Origin of the sequence: Nostoc sp. (genome assembly GCF_036916985.1) — a bacterium.
GTDB lineage: Bacteria > Cyanobacteriota > Cyanobacteriia > Cyanobacteriales > Nostocaceae > Nostoc.
Window position 1 is genome coordinate 15776 of record NZ_JBALFD010000082.1, and the last position, 25787, is coordinate 41562.

Consider the following 25787-nt stretch of genomic DNA (forward strand, 5'->3'; position numbering starts at 1 on the left):
AGATTTGTACACCATTATTAAAAGCTCAAAATATTGCATTAGACGTAGGTAGGTAGGGTGGATCGGAACGCAACCTACATTTTTTTACTCTATTGTATTACTTTGGATATAAAATTACTCAAATACCACTGTTCTATTACCATAGACTAATACACGATTTTGTAAGTGCGATCGCACCGCTCTTGCTAATACAATTCTCTCCAAATCTTTGCCTTTTCTCACCAAATCATCAACTTCATCACGGTGACTAACTCTCACTACATCTTGTTCAATAATTGGGCCTGCATCTAAATCAGCAGTGGCATAATGCGCTGTTGCACCAATAATTTTCACACCACGTTCAAAAGCTCGGTGATAAGGGTTTGCGCCGATAAAAGCTGGTAAAAATGAATGATGTATATTAATAATTTGCGGAAATTGACTAATAAAATCTGCACTGACAATCTGCATATATTTTGCCAATACAACTAAATCTATTTTGTACTGGCGGAGTAATTCTAGCTGTTGGGTTTCTTGTTCTGATTTATTATCTTTATTGATAGCAATGTGCTGAAAGTCAATATTAAATTGCTCTGCCACTACCTTTAAATTAGAATGGTTGCTAATAATTAAAGGAATTTCAGCGATAAATTCTTTGGCGCGTTGTCGCCAAATTAAATCAAATAGACAATGGTCTTGGCGACTTACCCAAACAGCAATGCGTGGTACTGTATCAGAAAAACGTATTTCCCACTTAGCATCTAAAGGTTGAGCAATGGCATTAAATGCAGGAGCAATAAATTCTCGCGGCAAATTAAATCCATCTAACTGCCATTCAATGCGGGTGAGGAATAACCCAGCAGCAAAATCTGTATGTTGATCTGCATGAATAATATTACCACCATTAGAATAGATAAAATTGGCAAATTTCGCTACCAATCCTCGTCGATCGGGGCAAGAAATTAGCAATGTTGCTGTGGGACTTGTCATAAAAATATCGCCAGATTTGAAATTAATTATTTGCTGTTTGTCGGACTCGGTTTAGGAATTATCAGCGGAGGAAGTTTCTGACTATTATCTATCGGTTGTTTCCACTCTGATAGTTCCCGATTCACGGCATTGGCAAAATCTGTAGATACCAACAGCACATTTATATTTCCATCTGGTTTAACAGCAGGATCAGCTTGAGCGTACAATAAACGACCGTTAAAGTTAGATTTACCTAAAATCAACTGATGGCTTTGTCGATTTTTCAAGGTGATATTAATAGTTGCTTGGGGTTGATCTAAGGCAAATTCTCCAAGCTGTTTTGCTGGAATTGATAAAGTGCTATCGCTATTACCCTTGACCAACAAATCCATTAAATAAGAAACAATAGCGTCATTTGCTGGGCCAGATATCGGAGATTTGATTAACCACTTGGGGTTACTAGATTCAGGGCTACGTTCCAGGTTCAAGGTGAATTTTTTTGTCTTGACTGTTAGAGACTGTACATCATCTTCTCCAAAAGAGAAAATTTTCTGTTTTTGCTCCTTGATTTCTTCTCGCTGAGTTGCACCTCGAATTTCATAGAAGTAAACAAAACTACCTAAACCTAGTGCTAGCAGTATCAAAATTAAAGTCGTTCGCGGCAATTTCATTTTTTAATCATTTGTCATTTGTCATTGGTGAAGAGTTAGTATTTATAACTCTTAACTCCTAACTTCTAACTCCTAACCCATTTCTTACCGTCGTTTCCACCAGATAATAACTGCTGTCGATAACCCAATTAAAGGCAAAACTAACAAAGAGGACAATATTAAAAGATTGGCTTGGGTGGTTGTCAGGGTTATCCGACGGTTTTTCGGTTCTTTGGGGCGAATAGAAAGGGGTTGCTGGTCTTGTTTACTCAGCCAAGTAACTGAATTGAGGAATACATCTCCGTTTAGTTGCTGTTGAAACAAACCATCGGTGGCGAAATTAGAATTTCCTAAAACCACTAAGCGCGACTCAGTGCTTGTTTGAGATGTAGGGGGAGATGAGGGAGTGGTGGTTGGTGATGGAAGTGGTAAAGCTTGCGGAGTTTTGGCAGAAGGATTAGGACTAGTTTTGCCTTGGGTGGTTGGTGATGGAAGTGGTAAAGCTTGCGGAGTTTTGGCAGAAGAATTAGGACTAGTTTTGCCTTGGGTGGTTGGTGATGGTAGGGGTGAAGGTGTAGGTAAGGCTTGGGGAGTAGAAGTAGATTTGGGTGTTTGTCTTCTGGTTAAGGCAACACCCAAAGTCAAAGGCCCTTTAAGGTCTTTATCTGCATTAAACTCTAATTTTTCGCTTTGGAGATCGCTTTCTGCCCAACTGCTAGGATAGGGTTTGGTTCGCAGCAAAGGAGTAGCTTCAACACCAGGTACAGAGGTAATTTCCAGTGGTCGGGAAATCGGATAAAAAGAGTTACCGTTACCGAAATCTTTGGTAATTGGATGTTGACCGTATTCTGTTACTAGGGGGGCAGCAGGGCCACGTCCCACGACGCTTTCTCCAGAAACATCTACGGCTAAACGATTATCCAAACGAACACCCCACTCTTGTAGCAAGCTATTAAGTTTAGGATCGGTATTAGGATCAATCATCAGCAGTAAATTACCGCCTCGATTCAGATATTCTTGCAAGGCTTTGACTTCGCCCTGAAATAACTCTCGCTTGGGACCAGCTACGATGACGACAGCTGCATCTTGAGGAACTTTCGAGGTTTCTGCTAGATTCAGCGGTGCTGTTGTGAAATTTTTGTCGCCTAATCCCTGAACTGCTTGTGACATTGCACCTTTACCAGGTGAAAGTTGGCGTTCGCCATGACCTTGGAGTAAGTAAACTTTGGCTGTGCTTAAATTTGTTAGTTGTTGCAGGCGACTAGTTAATCTGATTTCCGATAGACGCTCATTTTCATTTATTGTCTGTACTAATTGCCGTTTATCCCCAGATTCTAGGTAAACTTCCCCATAATTTTTGACGCCAAACTTTTCTGCAAGTCCTGGTCTAGCTTCGGGGTTGATGTATTCATATTTAAATTTTGAGCTTTGCCGCTGATAATTTTCCAGCAGTTCTCGGTCTTGGGGATTCTGGTTAATATCAAACACCCACACTTTAACTGGCTGTGCTAAAACGCTTACTAATTCACGCGACTGAGGCGCAAGGGTAAATAATTGAGATTCTGTTAAGTCTGCCCGCAGATGGTAGCGAGTTCCCAAAAAATTAATCAATCCCAAAATTGCCAATATTGCCAGAGTCACCACTAAGGCATTAGTCCCTGCTTGGGTAGAACGACGGTTCCACCAATTAGTTTGGTAGCTTTGCCATATTATCCCCAATCCACTGATGATAATTCCCGCAATTATAAATACTAATGGAATTAGTCCCCACTGTTCAGAAACTAATCCAACTGTTAAGCCGACAGTAATTAGGAATGGGCCTAACCAAAACAGATATTTCCAAAGTTTCTTTTTTGCAACTATCTTCATATAATTTGTCATTTATCATTTGTCAAAAAATAGTGACAAGTAAAAATATATGGACGAAAATTGAGTGACTAAAAATAAGCAAGACAACTGAGCAAAGTTCAAAATTAAAGACATTTCAGACGGGAATTTAGCGAGAAACGCGGTCTTGGGCTTTGCCCAAGTGGAGCGATTTCTCAAGACAAACCCCGACTGAAATGGGTGCTAAATGTAGATTGCAGGTTCTTAAACACTTTAATTTACGATAAGTTTAGGGGGATCATTAATTTTGAATTTTGAATTCGGAGCAAAGCGACGTGACTATTGTCTTTGAAAACGCAGTGCATCAATTGATTGAGCGGTGAGAAAGATGCCCAAAAAAATGTAACTGGCGAATAAAACCAAGGTGCTGGTATCGAAAATCCCTTGAATTAAGGTGCTGTAATGTTTTAGCAATGATAGATAACCTAAAGCTTCGCCTACGGGGCCAGGGACAATTTTACCGATTAAATCAATCAATAACAATAATAAAATGACTGCAAAGGTGAGAACGGCAGACAGAATTGTGCTGTCTGTTAATGAGGAAATAAACATTCCAATAGATAAAATTGCTGCTGCTAGCAAGATTAATCCAAAATTACCTAGTAAGGGAATTGAGAGCGACATTGGTGGATTTGAGGCGCTGATAGCGATCGCTTCAAACACTATCATGGGTACAACCATTGTGGTCAGAAATGTTAGTACGCCTAATAATTTACCTACAGCTACCGCCCAATTGGTGATTGGTGAGGTGGCTAACAGTTCTAAAGTGCCCCGCTTACGTTCTTCTGCATAGAGTCCCATTGAGAGGATGGGCAGAATAAACAACAATAGCCACTCCATACGTTCCAAAAATATTCGGACAAATTCGTAGGGGACATCTATGGGTGGTACTGGTACTCCCAACTGTTGCCCTTGTGCATCTATTGCCGCCACTCCTACCAAAATGCCATCTGGCCCTAGCAAAATCATCACGAAGAATAACCCGGCAAGGAACCAAAATATGCCTGCGATCGCATAAGCTAAAGGCGATACAAAATAACTCTGTAACTCTCGCCGATAAATGGCAATAATATTACTCAGCACTATACCCATTTAGGCTGCCTCTCCTTCTTTGTCTGCTGCTAAGTCTACCTCAGGATCGAAATTCTTTTCTTCTGTGGTCAGTTGCAAGAACACATCTTCTAAGGTGGCGTTAACCCGCCGCAGCTCATGTAAACCGAATCCTGCACGCACTAATGTTGTGGCAATATCCTTTCCTGGTTCTTTTCCTGGTTGCGATATTACCCGCAGGTAAGCGCGATTTTCTTGGGATTGATGACCGTGGATTCCGGCTGTGGGAATTGATTCTATCAGACTCACACCCGCAACTTTTTGCAATACCTGTTTCGCGAGAGCGGCTTCTCCTTCTATTTCCAACTCATACCCTGAGCCGCCTGTCAACTGAGTCATTAGGTTTTCTGGTGTATTAGTTACCACAACTTTACCGCGATTGATGATAGCAACGCGGTTACAAGTCATGCTCACTTCTGGCAGAATGTGCGTGGAAAGAATAATTGTGTGCGTACCAGCGAGGCTTTTAATTAAATTCCGCACCTCAATTATTTGTCGAGGATCTAGTCCAACGGTGGGTTCATCCAAGATGATTGCTGGGGGATCGTGGACGATCGCTTGAGCAATTCCTACCCTTTGGCGGTATCCTTTAGAGAGTTTGCGGATAATCACCCGCCGCTTATCTTCTAAGTTACAGCGTTCAATAGCGGCTGTTACTTTGTTGGGGCGATCGCCTCCTGGAACTCCCTTAATTCGGGCGACAAAATCCAAAAATCCCTCCACAGTCATATCTGGATATAACGGCGGTGTTTCGGGTAAATAACCAATGCGTTGGCGCACAGCCAGAGAATTTTCATGGACATCATAACCAGCAATTCGAGCATTTCCACTGGTTGCCGGTAAATAACCAGCCAGAATCCGCATGGTTGTGGTTTTTCCAGCGCCATTAGGGCCCAACAACCCTAAAATTTCCCCAGGTTCGACGCTAAAAGTGACATCAGTAATCGCTGGGGTAGAGCCGTATATTTTACTCAGATGTTCAACTTCGATCATCGGTATAGTGGCGATCGCAATTTATAGAATACCCAATAATCTTAGATCGCAATATTGAGTATGTATGGGGGACTGACACTAAGATTCGCCGACAATGGGTAAAGTTCCTGAAAAACCTCTTTGTCTCATCGCCTCAGTTAAGTACTTGAAAATTCCAACCAATCTTTTCTGTGTCTGGAGTTAACTGAGTCTCCATTCCTCTTTGTGTCGCTCAATTAGCTCACCCTTTTGGGTGAGTCATAGATCAACCGATCAGATGACCTGGACGAAGGAAGCTGAGATTAATAATAAAGAGGACTCTATTACTAAAGAACACCGATTGCATTTTACCTAAGTATAAGTTATGAAACTTGTTACCTTAATAAATTCTGCACTTATTTTTACTTCTATTGCCTTTGTACCTGGAATCGCTGGCGCTCAAACAGCTACTAGCAATAGCAGTGAAACAATCGCGATTAACTCTAACAATATATCCACTAACTCGACTGCTGTGAGTTACCTACAACCTTTGAATCTAGTAACTTTTGCTTATCAAGGAGGTCTGCAACAACATGGTATTCCAAGCGGAGAAGCCCTAGTACTTGGAACTCAAAACAGAAATATTCTGGCGAAAGATGTGGTTCAAGCTGCTGTTAATGCAGATAAATTACCATCACAAGTTTTAAACGACCAAAATTATCTCAGTGCTGTTAATTTAGAACTCAATGTATTACCCGACTACGCTGCTGCTGATTGATTTGGTTTTTCTGATATTTAAAGTCTTTTATACACAGAAAAGACTGGGTATAAAATAAGGTTTAATATTTAAGAATAACTTCTAGGTTTTTAAGAGGAGTTGTACCTATAAGTTTCAGTTATCCTGTGCTAAAGGTACAGAAAATTGTATAATCAACAGCTTATTAAGCAAAAATTGCGTTTTCTATAGAGAATGACAGAAGTAATTAGATCCGGGAGCCTAAATAACATTGAAATAGGTACTGGGGATTGGGGACTAGGGATTGGGGACTGGGAAAATTTGGATGGGAATTCAGATCCCAACGAAATCTTAAAGGAATTTCCTGTCCAATCTCGTTCAGACTTGGGCGTGAGCGCTACTTCTCTACAAGGGGCTGCGCCCACGACACAGCTTAATACAAGTCAGTCGAATGCTGACGCTTACGGTATCAGCCCAGTACCCAGTACCCAGTCCCGGAACGCCGAAGATTCCTCAACTTTGGCGCAGCAATGTGGGGAATTATGGACGCAACCTGTTGAGTCCATTGCGTTTGACAAGCGGTGCTTAGAAGAAGCCAGAGAAACAGGCGATGCTGACGGTGGGCAAAGCCAACCCAATGAAGAAGTTATTTCTTTGGGAAATTTGGGCAATGCTTACCAGTCATTAGGCGAGTACCACCTAGCAATTGAGTTTTATCAGCAGTGGTTGGATACAGCGAGAGAAATAGGCGATCGCTTGGGGGAAGCCAAAGCTTTATCTGGGTTGGGTAATGCTTACCAATCACTGGGAAAATACCAGCGAGCGATTGAATTTTATCAGCAGTGGTTGAGTATTACTAGGAAAATTGGCGATCGCACAGGAGAAGGCATTTGCTTGGGAAGTTTGGGCAATACTTATGAATACCTGGGCAAGTACAAGCAAGCGATAGAGTTTTACCAGCAGTGGTTGAGTATAACCAAGAACATAGGTGATTGGACTGGGGAATGCCTAAGCCTGGGAAGTTTAGGCAATACTTATGAATCGTTGGGAAATTACCAACTGGCAATTGAGTTTTACCAGCAATGGTTAGGGGTGGCAAGATTCATCAGCGATCGCAACGGCGAAGGTATGGCCTTGAGTGGCTTAGGTAGTGCTTATAAGGCTTTGGGACAGTACCAAATGGCTTTTGAGTTTCATCAGCATTCATTAGAAATTAGAAGGAATCTCGACGATCGAAATGGGGAAGCAAACGCCTGGTTTAATTTGGGTTTGGTGTTAGAAAAAATCAATCGAGAATCAGAAGCGATCGATGCCTTTTGCAATGCTCGCGAAATCTACCACACAATGGGACTTGATGCCAGCCTGCAAGATTGCAACCATGCCATTGAGCTTCTTTCTCAAAATGTTGCAACCTTCACATCTGGCTTCTGGTTTGGGAAATGGTTAAATAATTTGTCGCAGTTGATTAAATCTGGTTCTAATAGATATCTCTAGAAATTAAATATGCGTTATCTAGAACCCTTGTAGAGAAGTGGCAGTGCTGCGTCTCTACGCTCATTTTCATTCATATCTCTAATCAGTAATATCAGAGTACGTTTTAGTACCCTCCTTGTCTTTTTTGGTGCGCGAGGGTGGGACGCGAAAACAACTAAATTAACGCGATCTGCCAAGTCTCGAAGTATGTTGGTCAGTTCAATTAGATTCATTTTTGCTAAAAACCTTCCATTCTGAAGGGGGAATTGCAATCATCATGCCACGGTAAGTCCCGCGAATTTCATCAGCGAGATAATAGCTTGACACTTCTTGCTCAATTTTTTTAATGCCATGAATACTTCTCAGAGCAGCTAGGACAACAGAAAGGATATTGTAGGAAACCAAGGCAACACAAAAAGCAAACACAGCAGCTTTAGGATAACCGAGGGTTTTAATTTCGCAATTAAATATTTTAGTTAAAATCTGGAATAAAGTTTCTATAGTCCAACGTTTACGGTAGATTTGAGCCACAACTAAAGCATTAGCAAGCTTTGTGGGGAGATTAGTCAAGATAAAGATTTCTGAGTCTCCATCACGGGTAGTTTCATCTAAAATTATTTTTACACGCCGAATATTCGATAAATAGCCCTCATCATCGCTGACTTTAACTGTTTGTTCAAAAACTGTTTCTGCTTCTACTTAACCAATATGGCGAAATTCTGAGGCATCATACCAAGCAAAACATTGATGCTCTCGGATGATTCTATCCCATGTTTTAAGTCATAGACATCTCCAAACCTCTCCCCGAAACGGAGAGAGGCTTTAAAACCCCACTTCCCTTGTAGAGAAGGGGGGAAGGGGGGTTAGTAGGTCTGCGTGCAAATTTGTGGTCTCTAAATCTTTTCCGGAGATGTCTAATGGAAAGCGATCGCACTCCCTGAAGCCAAACACAAAGAAATTTCCCTACCAGCAAAATACTCCTGAAAGTTTCGGGACGCTACCCTAGTCGCAAGATGGGAGTCACGATTCAGAAGGTCGCGTTTGTGAATTAATGGCAAATCCGGGGTGTTTTACATATAAACAAGTCCGCGCTGCTTTTAATGATGCACGACGTGAGTTTAATTTGTAATCTGTTATGGATAAAACTATAACAGCTTACAAAACTGGAAGGATAACCTTGCCGCCATCTATTGGAATCATAAGCTTGCCGTAACGGCAAAGTTATGGGTAAAGTCACAAAAAAAGCCGCCAGGTGGCGGCTTTTCAAAAATGGGCAGTACCAGACTCGAACTGATGACATCCTGCTTGTAAGGCAGGCGCTCTACCAACTGAGCTAACCGCCCGTTTGACTAATCCTTAACTAATATAGCAAAACATTTCGCGTTGCGCTAGTGGTTTCAAGAAAATCTTTTTTTCTCTTATACTGACTCAGTATTCAGTTATTCAGCACTGGCTCAACGCCCCGCTATCGCTAACAGGATTTAGGATGCCCTCTGGTCGAACGCACGATCGCATTACTATGTATGCTCTGCCATTGGTGGCGGGCGTTACTTTTTGGCAAACTCGCAGTAGCAGTGCGACTTTGTTGGTTGCAGGTGGGTTTCTCTTTGGCGGGCTGATGTTTGGCCCCGATTTGGATATTTACTCTGTGCAATTCCAACGCTGGGGCTTCTTGCGTTGGATTTGGCTACCTTATCAAAAAAGTCTCCGGCATCGTTCTTTTTTATCCCACGGGCCGATTATTGGCACGATTCTGCGGATACTTTATCTGGGGTGTTTGCTTGCTATTTTGGCAATTTTAGTTTTGGCGATCGCTCAAAGGTTATGGAATCTGAGTTTTACTTGGCAAGATTTGGGACAAACTGTGGGGCGATCGCTCGTGCAATACGATACTGAATATATCGCCCTGTTTTTGGGGTTGGAACTCGGTGCTATGAGTCATTCTCTCAGCGATTGGGGGGGATCGGCTTATAAGCGGGTAAGAAAACAGGGGGTTCGGGGGTTGCTTCCTAGTGGCAAAATTAAGAGGCGGAAAGTGAGGGGTGGTAGTCGTCGGGCGAGAGTGAAGAAATAATTTTTTTAAACGCAAAGGAACGCTAAGGGAAGCGCAGAGGTACGCAGAGGTATGGAAAAGCAAGAAGAGAGTTTGGCGGCGTTGCAGGAGTTGATTGAGGTGGTGGCAAAATTGCGATCGCCTGATGGTGGTTGTCCTTGGGATTTGGCGCAAACTGCCGAAACTTTGACGCCCTTTGTGATTGAGGAGGCTTATGAGGTGGTGGATGCGATTAAGAGTGGGGATAAGGGTGCGATCGCAGAGGAGTTAGGCGATTTATTATTACAGGTGGTACTTCAAGCCCAAATCGCTAGCGAATCGGGGCAATTTTCTCTTAAGGAAATAACTCAGGGAATTTCCCAAAAGTTGATTCGCCGTCATCCTCATGTATTTGGTGATGTGTCGGTTGCCAGTGTGGATGAGGTGCGGCAAAATTGGGAACAAATTAAAGCTGCGGAAAAAGGTGAAGCATCTCCAGACGCGCAAAAATTTAGTGCTAAACTCGCTCGTTATGGGCGTACTCTTCCCCCACTGACGGCGGCGATGAAGATTTCTCAAAAAGCTGCTGCGATCGGGTTTGAATGGGAAAATATTCAGGGCGTGTGGGATAAGTTTCATGAGGAGTTGGGAGAGTTCCAACAGGCTTTAGCTGAAGAAACACCAGAACGACAAGAAGCAGAATTAGGTGATTTACTATTTGCAGTTATTCAGCTAGCCCGTTGGCATAATCTTGACCCCAGCACGGCTTTACAAGGCACAAATCAGCGCTTTGTCCAGCGATTAGAAAAAATGGAGGCGATTGTTGACCGTCCCCTTTCTGATTACAGTTTGAATGAGTTAGAAAACTTGTGGCAGCAGGCAAAAGCTCAACTTGCCAAAGAAGGGAGTGGGGAGTAGGGACTGGGGACTGGGTACTGGGGATTTGGTACTAGGGATTTGGTACTAAGTAAGTCGGCACAATAAAACCAAACTGTGTAAAGAAAAATAAATAAGGCTCAAACCCTCTCTTCCCCTGCTCCCTGCCCCCTGCCCCCTGCTTTATCCCAACAATAATTATTTACGCCGACTTACTTAGGCTAGGGATTGAGAAGAGATAAGGAAGAAACTTGTTTAAATTTCTCCCCAGTCCCCAATACCCAGTCCCCAGTCCCCAGTCCCCAATCCCCAATCCCCAATCCCTTCTTCAAGATTTTTGAGCATCGAACCACTTATCATATAGCGATTGATAAGTGCCATTTTCTTTGAGATTCAGCAGGGCTTGATTAATTGGTTTGCGGTAGGGACTATTGTTAGGCAGAATGATGCCGTAGCTTTCTTCACGCAAGATACTGCCAACAAGTTGTACCTTACCCTTACCTTCATTGGCAGTATAGAAGAGGAGTACAGGCGCATCAAACACCACGGCATCAGCCTTTTTTGTTTGCAGAGCATCGTAAGCTTGCTCTATCTTGGGAACTTCTAAAATTGAAATATGATGTTCTCGCAGGTATGTGGCTGCTGTGCTACCCGCAGTTGTGGCCACTACCTTGCCGGGTAAATCGTCTACACTCCTGATATCGCCCTGAAGCTGTTGTAGTGTCAATGATGTGGTAGCGCTGGCTGTAAAGTAGGCGACGAAAAGTACTCCAATAAACATCCAGATTACAGCTATTAGACGTCCTATTACTCCTTTGGGCATTTCATCAGCTTGGGTTGCTAATGTGGCAGCTGCCCACCAACAGGCTTTAAAAATTCCCGGAAAGTATGATTGAGAAATCATCCCATCTTTGTGGTGGCGCTCAGATAACCAAATAATATGAGCTGCTACGACAATTAGCACTAGGGCAATGCCTATTACCTGCAAAAGGCTAGCAGAAAAAAACAATTGCAAAATATTTGGAAAGGCACTGTTATTGTTCTCTGGGTTTCTTACCATAATTTGCAGTCCCCCAGCAAAAATAGGTAATGAGAAATCAAAACTCTGCTCGCGTTCGGCTGTAATCGAGATGGCTGCAATCCCCAAATTAGCTTTTTTGTTCTTAATAGCAGAAAGCAGTTCTGGCACAGAGGAATATTCAATAAATTTCGACTCTGCACCTATTTGATTAGCGATGCTGTGCCAGAGATCGATACTGAATCCTGATAGCTCACCTTTGTTTGACAGTACAAAAGGCGGTATAACTCGTGTAGCAACTAATAACGGTTCTTGGGGTTGGGGTTGAGGTTTTTGAGTTAGTCCTGGAGATGCCATTAACAACAATGCCAGAATTGTGCCCACTAACCCTATGCAGGTATACAGTGCTAGGAAACGCTTGGTTTTGTTTTTACGTTCATATCTGCCAATCAGGCTGTTTCTCCCAGTCATAAGTTGGTGAAATTGACTAGCGATCGCATTTATCATCAGAATTTTCTTAGGGTTATGTGCAATGTTCATTTATCATGCCCACCCTATATCAAATATCACGTTCACGATCGCCCAATTTTTTCAAATTTAGGGGGACTGGGGACTGGAGATTACTTTGCCTATATTAGGAATCGTATTTTATTGCGTGAAAAAACTCAGCATACGTCTATTCCCTTTTTCCCTATTCCCAGTTCCCCGTTCCCTATTGAAACAAACCTCTATCTTTTGAGCAATAGTTTTAAGATCAGCTTTTAGCGTACATTTGGGTTTATACTCGCCTGATGTTTTCTCTGGCGCGCGCTTTTTAGTCTTTGCAAAGTTAGCAACATGGATGTAGACGATTTTAGTCAACAAGTAGAGACATTGCGCTCACGAGTGACAACATTACTCCAAAGTCAGTCGTATTCACAACAAGAACTGACAGCAGAAGCTTTTGAAGAACTTCAAATCACTGTGGAAGAACTGAAAATCGCCTCAGAAGAACTACAAGCAACACGAATGGTAGTAGAGAAGGAGCGTCAGCGCTACCAAGAATTATTTGATTTTGCACCTGATGGTTACTTGGTAACTGATACATTCGGCACTATTCTGGAAGCTAACCGGGCTGCTACATTACAACTCAATGTTTTACAGCGATTTTTGATTGGCAAACCGCTGCTAACTTTCATTGCCAAGTCAGATCATCAAGCTTTTTTTAATTACCTAACTCAGTTGCAGCAGCTTGACAGGGGTGGGGAATGGGAAATGTGCATACAACCACGGGAAAAAATCTGTTTTGATGTTGCGTTGACAGTAGTTACCGTCCGTAACGAGTTAGGTAAGGCAGTTGCCCTGCGCTGGTTAATGCGCGACATTAGCCAACGTAGGCGTTTAGAATTGCAGCGCCAGCAGTTATTTGCCAATGAACAAGCTGCCCGAATTGCAGCCCAAGCGGCAGAGAGGCGCTCTAATTTTTTGGCTGAAGCAAGTCGTATATTGGTATCTTCTTTGGATTACCGTACTACCCTAACCAGCGTCGCCCAATTAGCAGTGCCTATCCTTGCCGATTGGTGTATTGTGGATGTCGTCGAAAATAATTTGGCAGTTTTTAGTAACTCAATCATTGCTGCGTCTGAACCCACGAAGGAAGCACTAATCCGAGAACTACAACAATGCTATCCAATTCCTGTTGATGCTGATTATGGCCCACCGAAAGTTTTACGGACTGGTAAGCCAGAACTACTTATAAATATTCTTGAGTCTTCATTACAGAAAAAGGCCTCGAACGAGGAACACCTAAATCTGCTGTGCCAACTCCAGATTAAGTCTCAGATGGTAGTACCACTGTTGGTGCATAAACGCAAGCTGGGGACAATTCTATTTGCGTCTGCACAACCAGGACGACATTAGACATCTCCAGAAATTAAATATGCGTTACCCAGAACCCTTGTAAAGACGTAGCAGTGCTACGTCTTTACATTCTTTTTCGGAGATGTCTATTACACTATTGCAGACTTAGAAATGGCTGAAGAACTTGCTCAACGAGCAGCGTTCGCCATCCAAAATTCACAGCTTTATCAGCAAGCCCAAGAAGCTAACCGGATTAAGGAAGAGTTTTTAGCGATCGTTTCCCACGAACTTCGTACACCTCTCAATTCTATGCTGGGTTGGGTTCAGTTAATACGTAATCGAAAATTGGACGAAAGAACTACTTCTAATGCATTAGAGACAATCGAGCGGAATGCCAAACTTCAAAGGAAACTGATTGAAGATATTCTAGATATTTCACGGATTGTACAAGGTCAAATCCGCCTAAATATCCATAAAGTTGACCTTTTACCTGTAATTCAAGCAGCAATAGAAGCTGTACATCCCACTTCTGAAATTAAGGGTATTCAAGTTGAATCTAATCTTGACTCGTCAGTAGGTCAGGTTATGGGTGATGCAGAACGCCTCCAACAAGTTGTCTGGAATTTGCTCTCTAACGCCGTCAAGTTCACACCTAGCGGTGGGCGAGTTGAAGTACATCTGGAACAGGTAAACTCAAATGTGCAGATAACCGTCTCAGATACAGGTAAGGGAATTAGTACTGACTTTCTACCTTATATGTTTGAGCGTTTTCGTCAAGCTGATAGCACAACTACTAGAGTAGACAATGGTTTGGGGTTAGGGCTGGCAATTGTCCATCACTTAGTAGAAATGCACTCAGGTACAGTCTACGCAGTTAGCGAAGGAGAAGGACAGGGAGCAACATTTACAGTGTTGTTACCTTTATTAGAACCGCAAGCAAAGCAACTAATCAAAGAGAGTGAAGTAAAAATCGATAACCTCTCATTGCTCGACGGTTTGCAAATACTTCTTGTAGATGACAATGCCGATACGCGTGAGTTAATAGCCTTCATTCTTGAACAGTCTGGAGCTAGGGTAACAGCAGCTAGCTCAGTCAATGAAGCCTTAGAAGCACTAGGACGATTACAACCGGATATTCTAGTCAGTGATATCGGAATGCCAGATGAGGATGGTTATTCTTTGATTCGTAAAGTGCGGGCGCAAGAAGCAGAGCAAAAGGGTAAAATTCCAGCTGTAGCACTAACGGCATTTGCTAGAGATGAAGAACGCAGGCTAGCTCTGCAAGCTGGATTCCAAGTGCATCTATCCAAGCCAATCGAGCCAGAAGAGTTAGTGAAAGTGGTAGCGAATCTTGCTAAAGGTAGTAAATAAGTTTAATGCCCAATTAAGCTTTTGGTAGCAAATGCGAACCCCAAATCAATAAATGCGAACCCCGAATCAACAAATACAAATGCCAAAGTAGCAAATGACTTAACTCCAGTAGGGACATTTCCTCGTTTCCAGTCTCCAACTGGGAATGCATTCATTGAGTCTCTGACTCAATGCAATACTGGAGGCAGAGCCTCAACGAGGGGCATTCCCATGCAGAGCATGGAAACGAGATAACGAGATAGATGAGAACAAATGCGATCGCCAAAGTAGCAAATGACTTAAACTCCAGTAGAATTGCATTACCAATGCACCTACGGTAAATCTATGTATATCAAGGTTTTCGTGAATTGATATGATTTATAAGTTGCATTAAAAAAAGAGGCAGTTACTAACTACCTCCTGACAAATAAAAGCTTGGATGGACTGAGAAATGCTTTGACAGCAGTCAGCTATCTACTGCTCAAAAACATAGTTAAGACCACTCCCAGGATAATCGATCCACCGCTAAGGATGAATGACCAGAAGCGATGGTAACTGTTGACAATAGTCCCATTTTCACTCTGGAGTTGAATTAAATCCATCCAAGGCGCAACACCTCGACGGAACCAACCCACAGCGCCAACTTGTTCGCCTATCAAGCTTTGGACTCGCTTCATCCCAAACAAGAAATTGCCGATGGGGCCAAAGCGTGAGGCGTAATGCAGATAAAGCATTCCACTACGATCCTGAATTTTTAAATCGGAACCAAATTTATAACCAGCATCGCCACGACCAATTAGTTGACCTTCAAGTTTTGCAGGTTGTCCACGTAATGGACTGGCGTAGGGGTCTGACATGAGGGTGAGAATGTCGATTTCTGGTGCTTGCTTGTAGTCGGGGAACATTACCAAGGCTTTGACCAGAATTCCAATCCCTAAGCCAATTAGTGGCGCACCCAATACTAAACCTGTGTTTGGGGAACTTGACCACAGAATCACACCCATTACCAAGCCAACAAAGAAACCAATTGTTTCAGCGCCGTACAGTACAACATCTAAAAAGAAGTTGCCGTAAAGTCTACTCTTATTCAAACTTTTACCTTCTCCAATAACTCGCCCCATATCAAACTCAGTCGGTAAACCCAATTGTTCGGCGTATGTACTTAATGCACGAACTCGTTTACCTGTCAAGGGATGAGTAGAATTTAACTCCATCCACCGGCCCCAAGGGTTAAACATATCCCAGAGAAAGACGCGACCAATTTTTTGGGTATCGGATGCAATGCGATAGGCGGTTCCTGTGGAAGCGGCGGCTTTATGGTCATAGATCCCCAAGGCGCGAGTTCCTTCAATTAAACGGCTGGGTTCTTGTGTCCGTGAACCTTCTTCTAAAATTCCGTAGGCAATCTTCACTAAAGCGCGGGATAATGCATTGGGATTACCTGTACTTTCGGCTGCAAAGTGGTCAGCAAAGTATTCTCGTGTGCGGGAGAGGTACAGCAGTAAATAAGTACCGATGACATAAAACACGTAGGCAACTAGGGCAGCAGTTTGCATGGCATCTTTGATTTTGCTATCACCACCACCACGCCCAAATCTTCTGGCTGTGCTGTAAATCAAGTAACAAATTTGCACTAGGGTAGAAGCTACTGTCATCACTGCAAAGTCCCAGTGGACGATGTGCCCCAGTTCGTGAGCGTAGACGGTAGCAATTTCATCGTCATCGAGGTATGTGAAAAGTCCCTGACTGACGACTAAACGGGCGCTGTTCGGTAATGAACCATAAGTAAAAGCTGTGGGGTTTTGGTCGTTAATGATTCCCAAACGAGGCGTTTTCAGCTTTTTCTGTTCACAGACTTGGCGAATAACTTTAGCTGTCTCTGGACTGAGGGTTTCAACTTCTGCTAACTCTACCCAGCGAGTTTGGTAAAGCCAGCCTTGGGTTAAGTCCATGATGAATGGAGACAGGAAAAAGGCGGCGATATTAAAGACTAGGGTAATACCAATAGCGATCGCTAATCCTTGGAGTGGATTGTCGCTACCCAAAATAAATACTAAGCTCAAACCTAAAGCCAAAACCATGCCAAAGAGCAAGGTCATGGTGACACCAGAAGCTAATGCCAAACTACCACCCACACCCCCCATTGCTAATTTCATCCCAGTGGTAGCGGCGCGACCAGCTTTTTGACTGGCGTTAGATGGCGTTTGGCGGAAGGATTGACTAGCTTGTTCTGCCCAACTTCTAGCTTGTGGGTTTTCACTCATGATTAACTTTTGACACAGGGCTTTGGCTTTTTCGGTTTCGCCTGTGGCTTGATAGGCTTTCATCAGCCACATCTGTGCTGAAAGATAATCTGAGGAATTGTGTTCAGCGCAATTGCGGCAGAATTGTTCGAGTAATTCAACTGCTTCTTGATAACGCTTTTCTTTTAAGGCATCTAATCCAGATTGCAATGACATAGGATCTCCCTAGTGAAGGAGTGGTATTTAATCTATCAATACTCAATAGATCCAGCGATCGTCACTGCAATTTCGTAAAAATTTAAAGAATAACAGTATAAAATATCTACTTAAGTAAAAGACTAGAGAAACATACATTACTATGTCTATCTAGCCTGGGGAACGCATAAATCATATTTAAAATTTTCAAATAAACCTGTAATAATACTTACAATATCCTTGCTGCTGTAAACTTACTACCTTTTTGTCCGTGTTTCATATTTAGAGAATAAATGTTTTAAATCAAGTCTTCTTCACCCAATCAGAGTAACTATTTATTACCCAGATGGTTCACCCGATTGGAGGAAGACGAATGATGAACATAACCTGAGATTGATAAGATGAGGAAAATGTAAAGATTTCTACTATGACTATTTTTGATATTGCTTCTCCCCTAATTACGATCGCAGCGCAAACCCGCCAAGCTGCAAGTAAGCTAGCGATTCTCTCCACTAAGGCAAAAAATCACGCGATTGAAGCGATCGCACAAGCTTTAGAATCAGCTAGAGATGAAATTTTACAAGCAAATATTGCTGACTGTAAAGCTGCTACCGCCGAAGGGATTCCCAAACCGCTTTATAAGCGCTTGCAGTTAGATGAACATAAATTAAGAGATGCGATCGCTGGGGTACGAGATGTTGGTGAGCTAGCCGATCCAGTCGGGAAAGTACAGATTCACCGCGAACTTGACACTGGTTTGACTCTCAAGCGCATCACTTGTCCTTTAGGTGTTGTGGGGATTATTTTTGAAGCCCGTCCAGAGGCGGCGATTCAAATTGCTTCCTTAGCGATTAAATCGGGAAATGGTGTCATCCTCAAAGGTGGAAAGGAAGCTGTACGTTCTTGTGAAGCGATAGTTAAAGCAATTAAACAGGGATTATCTCAAACTGCTGTTAACCCAGATGCAGTACAGTTACTCACAACTAGAGAAGAAACTTTAGAACTGTTGAAATTAGATAAATATGTGGATTTAATTATTCCTAGAGGTTCTAATTCCTTTGTTAGATTTGTTCAGGAAAATACACGCATTCCGGTACTAGGACACGCCGACGGGATTTGTCATCTTTATATAGATAAAGCTGCCGATATTTCTAAAGCAGTTCCGATTACTGTCGATGCCAAAGCCCAATATCCTGCTGTTTGTAATGCAATTGAAACTTTGCTAGTTCACCAATCAATTGCTAGAGAATTTTTACCAAAAGTTGCTGAGGCTTTGCAAGAACGCCATGTAGAATTAAGAGGCGATCAACGCACCTTGAAAATTTTACCTAACATTGTACCTGCAACAGCAATAGACTGGGAAACAGAATACAGCGATTTTATTTTGTCCATAAAGATTGTAGACTCTATAGAAGATGCGATCGCTCATATTAACGAATATGGTTCTCGTCATACCGATGCGATTATTACTGAAGATTTAGCATCTGTAGAAACTTTCTTTGGACTGGTAAATTCAGCTAATATATTCCACAATTGTTCTACCCGATTTGCTGATGGTTTCCGCTATGGTTTTGGTGCAGAAGTAGGGATTAGTACGCAACAAATGCCTCCCCGCGGCCCCGTTGGTTTAGAAGGATTAGTGACATATAAATATCAAATGACTGGCGATGGTCATATTGTCGCTACTTACACAGGGGAGAATGCAAAGGCTTTTACTCATCAGGATTTTGAGATTACCTTTTAACTATACGATAGTGCGAAAATAACTCCTTCAACTTAACTAAGTTGCTTTCTAGCATGGCGTTACTCATGGCGTTTTCCATATCAACTACTGAAAAATTAACTTTAAACTAACGCCTTAAGTAATGCCTGAAGCTTAAGTTGTACCTCTGCAAATTCTTTGTCAGGATCAGAGCCAGCCACGATACCAGCACCAGCATACAATCTCGCGCGATCGCCATCAATCAATGCTGAACGAATTCCCACAATAAACTCGCAGTTTCCCTGAGAATCTATCCAACCCAGAGGTGCAGCGTATAAACCTCTCTCAAAGCTTTCATAACGACGAATTTCGGCACAAGCAACATCTCGTGTTGCACCAGCAACGGCTGGTGTAGGATGCAGTTGTCCGACAATTTTTAATGGGTGTATATTAATCGGAACTGTCGCGCTGATTGGTGTCCATAAATGCTGGATGTTAGATAATTGTCGTAGGCGGGGTGCTAATATTTTAGGTGATAAACCTAACTGAAATAGACGTTGAGTGATGAAATCAAGTACTAGCGAATGTTCATGCTTTTCTTTTTCACTATTGAGTAAGCGATTGGCATTAGCTGCATCTTCAGCAGGGGTTTTGCCTCGTGGTGCAGAACCAGCTAAAGCGTCAGTAATTAACTGTTGATTATTAATACTAATTAATCTTTCTGGACTTGCACCAATAAAGTTTTGCCCCTTGCCATTGCTTGTAGAGAAAATATAACAATTAGGATGTATTTGCCTAAGATTACTTAATGATTTAACTAAGTCAAAGTGGTTGCTTGACTTTACATCTAATATATCTGCTAATACAATCTTACTTAAATGACTAGAACTAATTTTTTCCAAAACAGACACTACTGAACTTTTAAATCGAGCAGCATTTGTGACAGATTTTTTGTATGATTTTGCTGAGAAAAAATCGATATTAGCAGAGTAATCTTCTAAAGATTGGATAAATGCAATTTTATTTTGCACATTATTTAACAATCTTTCAATATTTACATTTGCATTAATAATTATATTTGTTACTAATATGCAGCGCTGATTTTTTACAGCTACTTGCCAACGTGGAAGAAAAATGGTAGCAGATGGAAATGGATAATCTACTTGGGCGTTTTTATCAAAAAAACTGAAATAACAAAAAAAGTGAGGGCCAGAAAAAGGTTGGTTCGCGTTACCAAAATTAATTATACTTTTTAGACAAGATTTGATAAAATATTCTGCTTGACTAAAACGGTCTGCGCCATCAATCTGTAATTTTGCTACAGCATCAATTGCTGCGATCGCTTCTCCTTTACCTCTGTCCTCAAAGTAAAAATTTATTTCATTTGCTTGTGTAAGTTTATCCAATACAAGTAAAGGATCAACTAAATCGATCTCTTGGGAGATACTGACAATTTGCCGACAATTGTTGTTGACGCACTTTTCTTGCACCGCTACCAGAAATTGATATAAATCTTTGTGTTCTACAAAGAAGTTGTTACGACATGGTGAAACTGTCATGGATTTAACGATAGTAAATTTTTTTTAAGTTAACTTTCTAGAGTGTAATTAATCGTGGTCGTATTTTTACAGGTAACATATTAAGTTGTCATTTCACCAGCGTAGGATTTGCCTTGTTCATGGTGTTCCTAGACCCTGACAAGCTAGTTCCAGCCTTGGGCTGCAATGTGAGGGTGGGGTGTTAACAACGCAAGTTTAAGAAGCCACAGTAAAAGCGGCAGTTATTTTGATCTCGTGAATATCTAACGTCTCTTTAAATTATAAAATCTCAAGTGTGAGTAATATTCTGGCAATTTAATTAATCACGACTGATGACTACCAACCAAATTTCATATCCAAACACTAAGTTATGGATGGCAGCAATTAAACCGCCAATGTACAGCGTTGCCATTATGCCCATTTGGGTAGGAACCGCAGTGGCTTATGCCGAAACTAAAATTTTCAATGGTGTAGTATTTTCTACTTTTGTAGCTGCGGCAATCTTAATTCTCGCCTGGGAAAATATCAGTAATGATGTCTTTGATTCCGAAACAGGTATCGATCAAAATAAGCACCATTCTCTGGTGAACTTAACAGGCAATAAGCCATTAATATTTTGGATAGGAAATTTGTGTTTAGGTTTGGGGTTGCTGGGCATAGTAGCGATCGCCTTTTGGCAACATGACCTAACTGTGATCGGCATCATTCTACTATGCTGTGGTTTAGGCTATACGTACCAAGGGCCTCCCTTTCGCTTAGGATATCAGGGTTTAGGTGAGATTATTTGCTTTTTTGCCTTCGGCCCCTTAGCAGTGGAGGCAGCCTACTATAGCCAAACCCAAACTTGGTCTATGACAGCTTTAGCAGCTTCAGTGATTGTCGGCATTGCCACAACCTTAATTTTGTTCTGCTCACATTTTCACCAAGTTAAGGATGACATAGCCGCAGGCAAGCGATCGCCTATCGTCCGTCTCGGAACCCAAAAAGGGGCCAAACTCCTAGTTTGGTTTACTGGTAGTATTTATCCTCTCACCTTGCTATTTGTGCTATTGGGGATTTCTCCAGCTTGGACGTTACTTAGTTGGGTAAGTTTACCATTTGCTGTCAAATTATGCCGCCACGTTCAGGAAAATCATAACCAGCCCGATAAAGTTAGTAACTGTAAATTCATCGCCGTAGCCGTGCATTTCTGGGCTTGCTTGCTGCTTGGACTGGGATTTATGCTTTAACAATTATTAATTGATGCGTTATCAATTTGAATTTCGTCCGTATCAGCGAAGATTTTTGCGATCGCTTACCACCAATCATGGTAAGTGGGATATTCGTGAAGGTATTATCCTTCGTCTTACCGATGAATCAGGTAAAGTCGGCTGGGGAGAAATCGCCCCCATTAGCTGGTTTGGTTCCGAAACCCTAGAACAAGCCTTAGATTTTTGTCGCCAACTCCCAGAAGAAATCACAGACGAAACGATTTTTTCGATCCCAGATGAGTTACCTGCTTGTCAATTTGGCTTTGAGTCAGCCCAAGGGTGGGGGAGTGGGGAGTGGGGAGTGGGGAGTGGGGGAGATAATTTTATAACTCCTAACTCTTCACTCTTCTACAGTGGCTTATTACCAGCAGGGGAAGCGGCTTTAAATCAATGGGAAACATTGTGGCAGCAAGGATATCGCACGTTTAAGTGGAAAATTGGTGTGGATGCGATCGCTGATGAACTAGAAATTTTTGAATCACTCATACACACCTTACCAGCCTTTACCAAACTGCGATTAGATGCTAACGGTGGACTCAGCTATGAAGAAGCTAACTTATGGCTGCGGACTTGCGATAATCTCAAGGCAAATGGAGAACTACCCCTAGAAATTGAATTTATCGAACAACCGCTACCTGTTGAACAATTTCAGCAAATGTTGGAATTGAGTACGAGTTATGAAACTGCGATCGCAATAGATGAATCTGTCGCCACACTTGGGCAACTCGCCGCCTGTCATCAACAAGGTTGGCGAGGGATTTTCGTCATCAAGCCTGGGATAGTGGGATCGCCATCTCGTCTGAGAAAGTTTTGCCACCAGCATCAAATTGATACTGTATTTTCATCAGTATTTGAGACTGCGATCGCTAGACTTGCAGCACTCCAACTAGCAGCAGAATTATCCCGAAATAACAGGGCAATTGGTTTTGGCATCGACCATTTTTTTGAACAAGAAGAAACGTGGTTTCAAACTTTATGGAACGACCTTTAGACTATCTTAATAATCTGGCTCAGGATGATTGGCTTATCGGTTATGACAGCCGTCAATTTAATCAAATAGCTCAAGAATTATATTTAGAACTAACACAATTATCAGCGTGCGGAACGCCACCAAAAATCATCTTAGCTGAACGCGAACCATTACGATTTCTAGCAAGTTTTATTGCTGCTTGTGCAGCTAATTGTCCAGTTTTTCTTTGCAACCCCGACTGTGGAACACAAGAATGGCAACAAGTCTTTAATTTAGTAAAACCAGACATTATTTTGGGAATAGGGAATAGGGAATGGGGAATAGGGAATGGAAATAATTACCAATGCCCAATGCCCAATCACATCATGATTCCTACAGGTGGTTCATCGGGACAGATGAAATTTGCAATTCATACTTGGGAAACTCTCACAGCATCAGTACAAGGGTTTACAGAATATTTTCAACTAAAACAGGTCAATTCATTTTGTATGTTGCCGTTATATCACGTTAGCGGTTTAATGCAATTTATACGTTCTTTCACCACCGGAGGCAAACTAGCTATTCAAGCATTTAAAGATGTAGAATCTGGTAAAATATTTAATATTAAACAATCAGAATATTTCATATCTTTAGTACCAACGCAGTTACAAAGACTCCTGCAAAATCCAGAATTAACTGAATGGCTATCCCAATTTAATACAGTACTTTTGGGAGGTGCGCCAGCATGGAACGAACTACTAGAAAAAGCCAGATTTCATCGCATCCGGTTAGCACTAACCTATGGCATGACAGAAACCGCTTCTCAAATTGCTACCCTCAAACCAGATGATTTTCTGAGAGGTAAAATTAGCAGTGGTCAAATTCTTCCCCATGCAAAAGTAACTATTCGCAATCAGCAAGGCGAAATTTTAAATTCCAATCAAATCGGAAATATCACCATTTACGCTCAATCTTTAGCCCTTGGTTACTATCCGATAACTAGAGATAATCCAACTGATTTCCAAGTAGATGATTTAGGTTTTTTAGACGAACAAGGTCATTTAAACATAGTCGGACGTAACAGCGACAAAATTATTACAGGTGGAGAAAATATTTATCCAGCAGAGATTGAATCCGCAATACAAGCAACTCAAATGGTTGCTGATATTTGTGTCATCGGCATCCCAGATAAACACTGGGGACAAGCCTTAACAGCAATTTACATCCCCAAACAATCAGATACCTCTGCCTTAAAAATCCAAACCCTACTTAAAGACAAACTCAGCAAATTTAAAATCCCTAAATATTGGATTCCCCAGCAAAACTTACCCCGCAACTCCCAAGGTAAAATTAACCGCCAACAGTTACAGCAAATAGCCACAGAATTCCTTCAAAATTCCATTACATAATCTCTCTATACTTTCTTCTCTCTGTGCCCTCTGCGTCTCTGCGGTTCGTCTCCAACCATTGAATAATCTCATCAGGTAATTCCCGCTTACTTCTACTACTCACATCAATACAAACATGACGAGTTATAGCCTTAGCAACTACCACCTCACCCACAGTAATTTCGTAAGTAATTTCAAACTTCTCAACACCTATTTTTTGGGGAATTAAGCTAATCAGTAACTTGTCCCCAACAAACATAGGGCGCAAAAAATCGACACTAGCATGAACAATCGGAAACCCCACAGACGGATTAGTAAAAAAATCTTTGAGATTAATACTTGATGCTTCTAAAGATTCTTCATAAGCTTCATGGCAAATAACCAAAACATTAGCAAAATAAACTACCCCAGCAGCATCAGTATCTTGAAAGCGAACCGTGCGGTTATAAGTAAAAGACATTTTTGACAATTGAATATTAAATTGACTCCAACGGTGGAACCTCGAAGTCATTAAACGAGGAAACATTGTAAGACGAAGCCGCTATTGCTTTCACCAGCTTACCGTCGAGAGTCAGCAAAGTAGCACCTACCTGCTGTGAAAGTGCAACATAAGAGCCATCGTAGGCAGAGATTCCATAGTTTAATGCGATCGCAACTGCATCCGCCATCAAGTCAGCCGTGGAGACGACACGCAAGGGGAAAGCTTTGAGAGTAGCTAAATCTGTCTCAACCTCAGCAGCAGTGTACATCCTTGCACGGACGTACTTCAATAAGGCGTTAGCACACTCAATGTAAAAGAGGTCTGGAACAAATATTTCCGTCTGTGGATTGGCAAAATGGTCAAAAAGTTGATTAACTTTGGTAGTTAGTGGATCAGCAATAAAATACTTGATACACACACTGGTATCTAACACGCATCTTAAAGGGGTAGTCATCTGTCGCGGTCTTCTCGAATCATTTCAGTACTATCAGGTAATCCGAAATCTGCTGGATTCACACGGCGACGCTGACGACTTTCTTCTAGGACTTTAAGTACATTCTGTTGTTTTTGGTCTTCTATTTGCTGTGCTTCAGTTTTTAAAGCTTGTTCTAACAGAGTTATAACTTGGGCGTTAATTGAACGGTGCTGAGATACCGCTAACTCTTGCAGCTTTGCATACAAATCATCGGGTAAATTTCTTACATAAAGGGTAGCCATCGGTTTACCTCAAAGTAGAATTTAGCAAAATGATAGCATAATGCAAGCATAAGGGGGTGCGATCGCATTTGGTTTGTGGGTGCGATCGCTTTATTATCTCTAATACCCACCTGCTTCTTAATCCTTCTCTTCTGATTCCTCCGACAGAGATTTTAGTGATGTTTTTCGTAAAACCCAATCAAGATAAAGTACAAGAATCTGCATTTTCAGAAAGGTGTTAGTACTTTTGATATTGGTATCACTCAGTAGCCATTTACAAAACTTTTCCAGCAGTATTCCAACAACAACTTCAACAGACTTATTTACAACCAGAGGGATTAGTGTTTCTAGCATTGCGATTGCCTCAGTAGCTTAACTGAGTACAATGTCGCAATTTTCTTTTGTAGTTATTTATCTGACTTACCTTGACTTAGCCTGACTTACACTGATTTAACTCCACATTTTGATAAAAACT

General features: G+C 41.8%; 23 protein-coding genes and 1 tRNA gene. 10 read left to right on the plus strand and 14 right to left on the minus strand.

What is annotated here, in order from left to right; genetic code table 11:
- Positions 1 to 114: 114 nt before the first annotated feature.
- The 5 genes from purU to V7L07_RS26530 form a co-directional block, all read right to left on the minus strand.
- Positions 115 to 969 (minus strand): formyltetrahydrofolate deformylase, encoded by an 855-nt coding sequence (purU, locus tag V7L07_RS26510; RefSeq protein ID WP_335061870.1) that lies wholly within the window; start codon positions 967 to 969, stop codon positions 115 to 117.
- A gap of 26 nt (positions 970 to 995) precedes the next feature.
- Positions 996 to 1619, minus strand: coding sequence for a DUF4340 domain-containing protein (locus tag V7L07_RS26515; RefSeq protein ID WP_335061872.1), 624 nt, complete (start codon positions 1617 to 1619; stop codon positions 996 to 998).
- Positions 1620 to 1703: 84 nt separating this feature from the next.
- Positions 1704 to 3467 (minus strand): GldG family protein, encoded by a 1764-nt coding sequence (locus tag V7L07_RS26520; RefSeq protein WP_335062227.1) that lies wholly within the window; start codon positions 3465 to 3467, stop codon positions 1704 to 1706.
- 297 nt (positions 3468 to 3764) lie between these two features.
- Positions 3765 to 4577 (minus strand): ABC transporter permease, encoded by an 813-nt coding sequence (locus tag V7L07_RS26525; protein WP_335061874.1) that lies wholly within the window; start codon positions 4575 to 4577, stop codon positions 3765 to 3767.
- Positions 4578 to 5588, minus strand: coding sequence for an ABC transporter ATP-binding protein (locus V7L07_RS26530; protein WP_335061875.1), 1011 nt, complete (start codon positions 5586 to 5588; stop codon positions 4578 to 4580).
- A 343-nt stretch (positions 5589 to 5931) separates the two neighbouring features.
- Between V7L07_RS26530 and V7L07_RS26535 the strand changes: the two genes are divergently transcribed.
- Together V7L07_RS26535 and V7L07_RS26540 are read left to right on the plus strand one after the other, a co-directional pair.
- Positions 5932 to 6324, plus strand: coding sequence for a hypothetical protein (locus V7L07_RS26535; protein WP_335061876.1), 393 nt, complete (start codon positions 5932 to 5934; stop codon positions 6322 to 6324).
- 192 nt (positions 6325 to 6516) lie between these two features.
- Entirely contained in the window at positions 6517 to 7776 is a 1260-nt protein-coding gene (locus V7L07_RS26540; RefSeq protein ID WP_335061878.1) for a tetratricopeptide repeat protein, read from the plus strand.
- 198 nt (positions 7777 to 7974) lie between these two features.
- Here V7L07_RS26540 and V7L07_RS26545 read toward each other — a convergent pair whose 3' ends face one another.
- Together V7L07_RS26545 and V7L07_RS26550 are read right to left on the minus strand one after the other, a co-directional pair.
- Entirely contained in the window at positions 7975 to 8388 is a 414-nt protein-coding gene (locus tag V7L07_RS26545) for a transposase (protein ID WP_335062228.1), read from the minus strand.
- Positions 8389 to 9025: 637 nt separating this feature from the next.
- Positions 9026 to 9098, minus strand: a tRNA-Val gene (locus V7L07_RS26550).
- Positions 9099 to 9241: 143 nt separating this feature from the next.
- Here V7L07_RS26550 and V7L07_RS26555 point away from each other — a divergent pair.
- Entirely contained in the window at positions 9242 to 9829 is a 588-nt protein-coding gene (locus tag V7L07_RS26555; RefSeq protein ID WP_335061880.1) for a metal-binding protein, read from the plus strand.
- A gap of 51 nt (positions 9830 to 9880) precedes the next feature.
- Positions 9881 to 10705, plus strand: a complete 825-nt coding sequence (gene mazG, locus V7L07_RS26560) for a nucleoside triphosphate pyrophosphohydrolase (RefSeq protein WP_335061882.1) — start codon at positions 9881 to 9883, stop codon at positions 10703 to 10705.
- A 286-nt stretch (positions 10706 to 10991) separates the two neighbouring features.
- Here the strand turns inward: mazG and V7L07_RS26565 are convergent, their stop codons facing one another.
- On the minus strand, positions 10992 to 12188 hold the full coding sequence (locus V7L07_RS26565) for a transporter substrate-binding domain-containing protein (protein WP_335062230.1): 1197 nt from the start codon (positions 12186 to 12188) through the stop codon (positions 10992 to 10994).
- A gap of 330 nt (positions 12189 to 12518) precedes the next feature.
- Here V7L07_RS26565 and V7L07_RS26570 point away from each other — a divergent pair, with 330 nt between their 5' ends.
- Together V7L07_RS26570 and V7L07_RS26575 are read left to right on the plus strand one after the other, a co-directional pair.
- Positions 12519 to 13580 carry a PAS domain-containing protein gene (locus V7L07_RS26570; protein WP_335061884.1) on the plus strand — a complete coding sequence of 354 codons (1062 nt, stop codon included), beginning with the start codon at positions 12519 to 12521 and terminating at the stop codon, positions 13578 to 13580.
- Positions 13581 to 13691: 111 nt separating this feature from the next.
- Entirely contained in the window at positions 13692 to 14891 is a 1200-nt protein-coding gene (locus tag V7L07_RS26575) for a hybrid sensor histidine kinase/response regulator (protein WP_335061886.1), read from the plus strand.
- Between the two features lie 449 nt (positions 14892 to 15340).
- On the opposite strand, the gene V7L07_RS26580 is transcribed toward V7L07_RS26575, so the two are convergent.
- On the minus strand, positions 15341 to 17329 hold the full coding sequence (locus V7L07_RS26580; RefSeq protein ID WP_335061888.1) for a zinc metalloprotease HtpX: 1989 nt from the start codon (positions 17327 to 17329) through the stop codon (positions 15341 to 15343).
- A gap of 406 nt (positions 17330 to 17735) precedes the next feature.
- Between V7L07_RS26580 and V7L07_RS26585 the strand changes: the two genes are divergently transcribed.
- Complete coding sequence (locus V7L07_RS26585; protein WP_335061890.1) at positions 17736 to 19052, plus strand: glutamate-5-semialdehyde dehydrogenase; 1317 nt, start codon at positions 17736 to 17738, stop codon at positions 19050 to 19052.
- Positions 19053 to 19153: 101 nt separating this feature from the next.
- Here V7L07_RS26585 and V7L07_RS26590 read toward each other — a convergent pair whose 3' ends face one another.
- The gene (locus tag V7L07_RS26590; RefSeq protein WP_335061891.1) at positions 19154 to 20569 is read right to left on the minus strand and encodes an isochorismate synthase; all 1416 of its coding nucleotides are present in this window, start codon (positions 20567 to 20569) and stop codon (positions 19154 to 19156) included.
- A 311-nt stretch (positions 20570 to 20880) separates the two neighbouring features.
- On the opposite strand from V7L07_RS26590, the gene menA reads away from it, so the two are divergent.
- Genes menA through V7L07_RS26605 form a run of 3 tightly spaced genes read left to right on the plus strand, consistent with a single transcriptional unit; the run spans position 20881 to position 24156 of the window.
- On the plus strand, positions 20881 to 21777 hold the full coding sequence (gene menA / locus V7L07_RS26595; RefSeq protein ID WP_335061892.1) for a 2-carboxy-1,4-naphthoquinone phytyltransferase: 897 nt from the start codon (positions 20881 to 20883) through the stop codon (positions 21775 to 21777).
- 13 nt (positions 21778 to 21790) lie between these two features.
- Positions 21791 to 22789 carry an o-succinylbenzoate synthase gene (locus V7L07_RS26600; RefSeq protein WP_335061893.1) on the plus strand — a complete coding sequence of 333 codons (999 nt, stop codon included), beginning with the start codon at positions 21791 to 21793 and terminating at the stop codon, positions 22787 to 22789.
- Complete coding sequence (locus V7L07_RS26605) at positions 22774 to 24156, plus strand: 2-succinylbenzoate--CoA ligase (protein WP_335061895.1); 1383 nt, start codon at positions 22774 to 22776, stop codon at positions 24154 to 24156. Before V7L07_RS26600 ends, V7L07_RS26605 begins: the two co-directional genes overlap by 16 nt.
- Here the strand turns inward: V7L07_RS26605 and V7L07_RS26610 are convergent.
- The 4 genes from V7L07_RS26610 to V7L07_RS26625 form a co-directional block, all read right to left on the minus strand.
- Positions 24149 to 24595 carry an acyl-CoA thioesterase gene (locus V7L07_RS26610; protein ID WP_335061897.1) on the minus strand — a complete coding sequence of 149 codons (447 nt, stop codon included), beginning with the start codon at positions 24593 to 24595 and terminating at the stop codon, positions 24149 to 24151. The two genes, V7L07_RS26605 and V7L07_RS26610, sit on opposite strands and share 8 nt — an antisense overlap.
- 16 nt (positions 24596 to 24611) lie before the next feature.
- The gene (locus tag V7L07_RS26615) at positions 24612 to 25070 is read right to left on the minus strand and encodes a type II toxin-antitoxin system VapC family toxin (protein WP_335061899.1); all 459 of its coding nucleotides are present in this window, start codon (positions 25068 to 25070) and stop codon (positions 24612 to 24614) included.
- Positions 25067 to 25333 (minus strand): FitA-like ribbon-helix-helix domain-containing protein, encoded by a 267-nt coding sequence (locus V7L07_RS26620; RefSeq protein ID WP_335061901.1) that lies wholly within the window; start codon positions 25331 to 25333, stop codon positions 25067 to 25069. Before V7L07_RS26620 ends, V7L07_RS26615 begins: the two co-directional genes overlap by 4 nt.
- Positions 25334 to 25450: 117 nt before the next feature.
- Complete coding sequence (locus tag V7L07_RS26625) at positions 25451 to 25666, minus strand: hypothetical protein (protein WP_335061903.1); 216 nt, start codon at positions 25664 to 25666, stop codon at positions 25451 to 25453.
- Between the last annotated feature and the right edge of the window lie 121 nt (positions 25667 to 25787).

Excerpts from the sequence above, each read along its gene's own strand:
- V7L07_RS26615 (WP_335061899.1), bottom strand. The coding sequence starts at position 25,070 with ATGACTACCCCTTTAAGATGCGTGTTAGATACCAGTGTGTGTATCAAG.
- V7L07_RS26605 (WP_335061895.1), top strand. The coding sequence starts at position 22,774 with ATGGAACGACCTTTAGACTATCTTAATAATCTGGCTCAGGATGATTGG.
- mazG (WP_335061882.1), top strand. The coding sequence starts at position 9,881 with ATGGAAAAGCAAGAAGAGAGTTTGGCGGCGTTGCAGGAGTTGATTGAG.
- V7L07_RS26580 (WP_335061888.1), bottom strand. The coding sequence starts at position 17,329 with ATGTCATTGCAATCTGGATTAGATGCCTTAAAAGAAAAGCGTTATCAA.
- V7L07_RS26520 (WP_335062227.1), bottom strand. The coding sequence starts at position 3,467 with ATGAAGATAGTTGCAAAAAAGAAACTTTGGAAATATCTGTTTTGGTTA.
- V7L07_RS26625 (WP_335061903.1), bottom strand. The coding sequence starts at position 25,666 with ATGCTAGAAACACTAATCCCTCTGGTTGTAAATAAGTCTGTTGAAGTT.
- menA (WP_335061892.1), top strand. The coding sequence starts at position 20,881 with ATGACTACCAACCAAATTTCATATCCAAACACTAAGTTATGGATGGCA.
- V7L07_RS26590 (WP_335061891.1), bottom strand. The coding sequence starts at position 20,569 with ATGACAGTTTCACCATGTCGTAACAACTTCTTTGTAGAACACAAAGAT.
- V7L07_RS26535 (WP_335061876.1), top strand. The coding sequence starts at position 5,932 with ATGAAACTTGTTACCTTAATAAATTCTGCACTTATTTTTACTTCTATT.
- V7L07_RS26620 (WP_335061901.1), bottom strand. The coding sequence starts at position 25,333 with ATGGCTACCCTTTATGTAAGAAATTTACCCGATGATTTGTATGCAAAG.
- V7L07_RS26530 (WP_335061875.1), bottom strand. The coding sequence starts at position 5,588 with ATGATCGAAGTTGAACATCTGAGTAAAATATACGGCTCTACCCCAGCG.
- V7L07_RS26540 (WP_335061878.1), top strand. The coding sequence starts at position 6,517 with ATGACAGAAGTAATTAGATCCGGGAGCCTAAATAACATTGAAATAGGT.
- purU (WP_335061870.1), bottom strand. The coding sequence starts at position 969 with ATGACAAGTCCCACAGCAACATTGCTAATTTCTTGCCCCGATCGACGA.
- V7L07_RS26600 (WP_335061893.1), top strand. The coding sequence starts at position 21,791 with ATGCGTTATCAATTTGAATTTCGTCCGTATCAGCGAAGATTTTTGCGA.
- V7L07_RS26575 (WP_335061886.1), top strand. The coding sequence starts at position 13,692 with ATGGCTGAAGAACTTGCTCAACGAGCAGCGTTCGCCATCCAAAATTCA.
- V7L07_RS26565 (WP_335062230.1), bottom strand. The coding sequence starts at position 12,188 with ATGATAAATGCGATCGCTAGTCAATTTCACCAACTTATGACTGGGAGA.
- V7L07_RS26570 (WP_335061884.1), top strand. The coding sequence starts at position 12,519 with ATGGATGTAGACGATTTTAGTCAACAAGTAGAGACATTGCGCTCACGA.
- V7L07_RS26515 (WP_335061872.1), bottom strand. The coding sequence starts at position 1,619 with ATGAAATTGCCGCGAACGACTTTAATTTTGATACTGCTAGCACTAGGT.
- V7L07_RS26585 (WP_335061890.1), top strand. The coding sequence starts at position 17,736 with ATGACTATTTTTGATATTGCTTCTCCCCTAATTACGATCGCAGCGCAA.
- V7L07_RS26610 (WP_335061897.1), bottom strand. The coding sequence starts at position 24,595 with ATGTCTTTTACTTATAACCGCACGGTTCGCTTTCAAGATACTGATGCT.
- V7L07_RS26555 (WP_335061880.1), top strand. The coding sequence starts at position 9,242 with ATGCCCTCTGGTCGAACGCACGATCGCATTACTATGTATGCTCTGCCA.
- V7L07_RS26525 (WP_335061874.1), bottom strand. The coding sequence starts at position 4,577 with ATGGGTATAGTGCTGAGTAATATTATTGCCATTTATCGGCGAGAGTTA.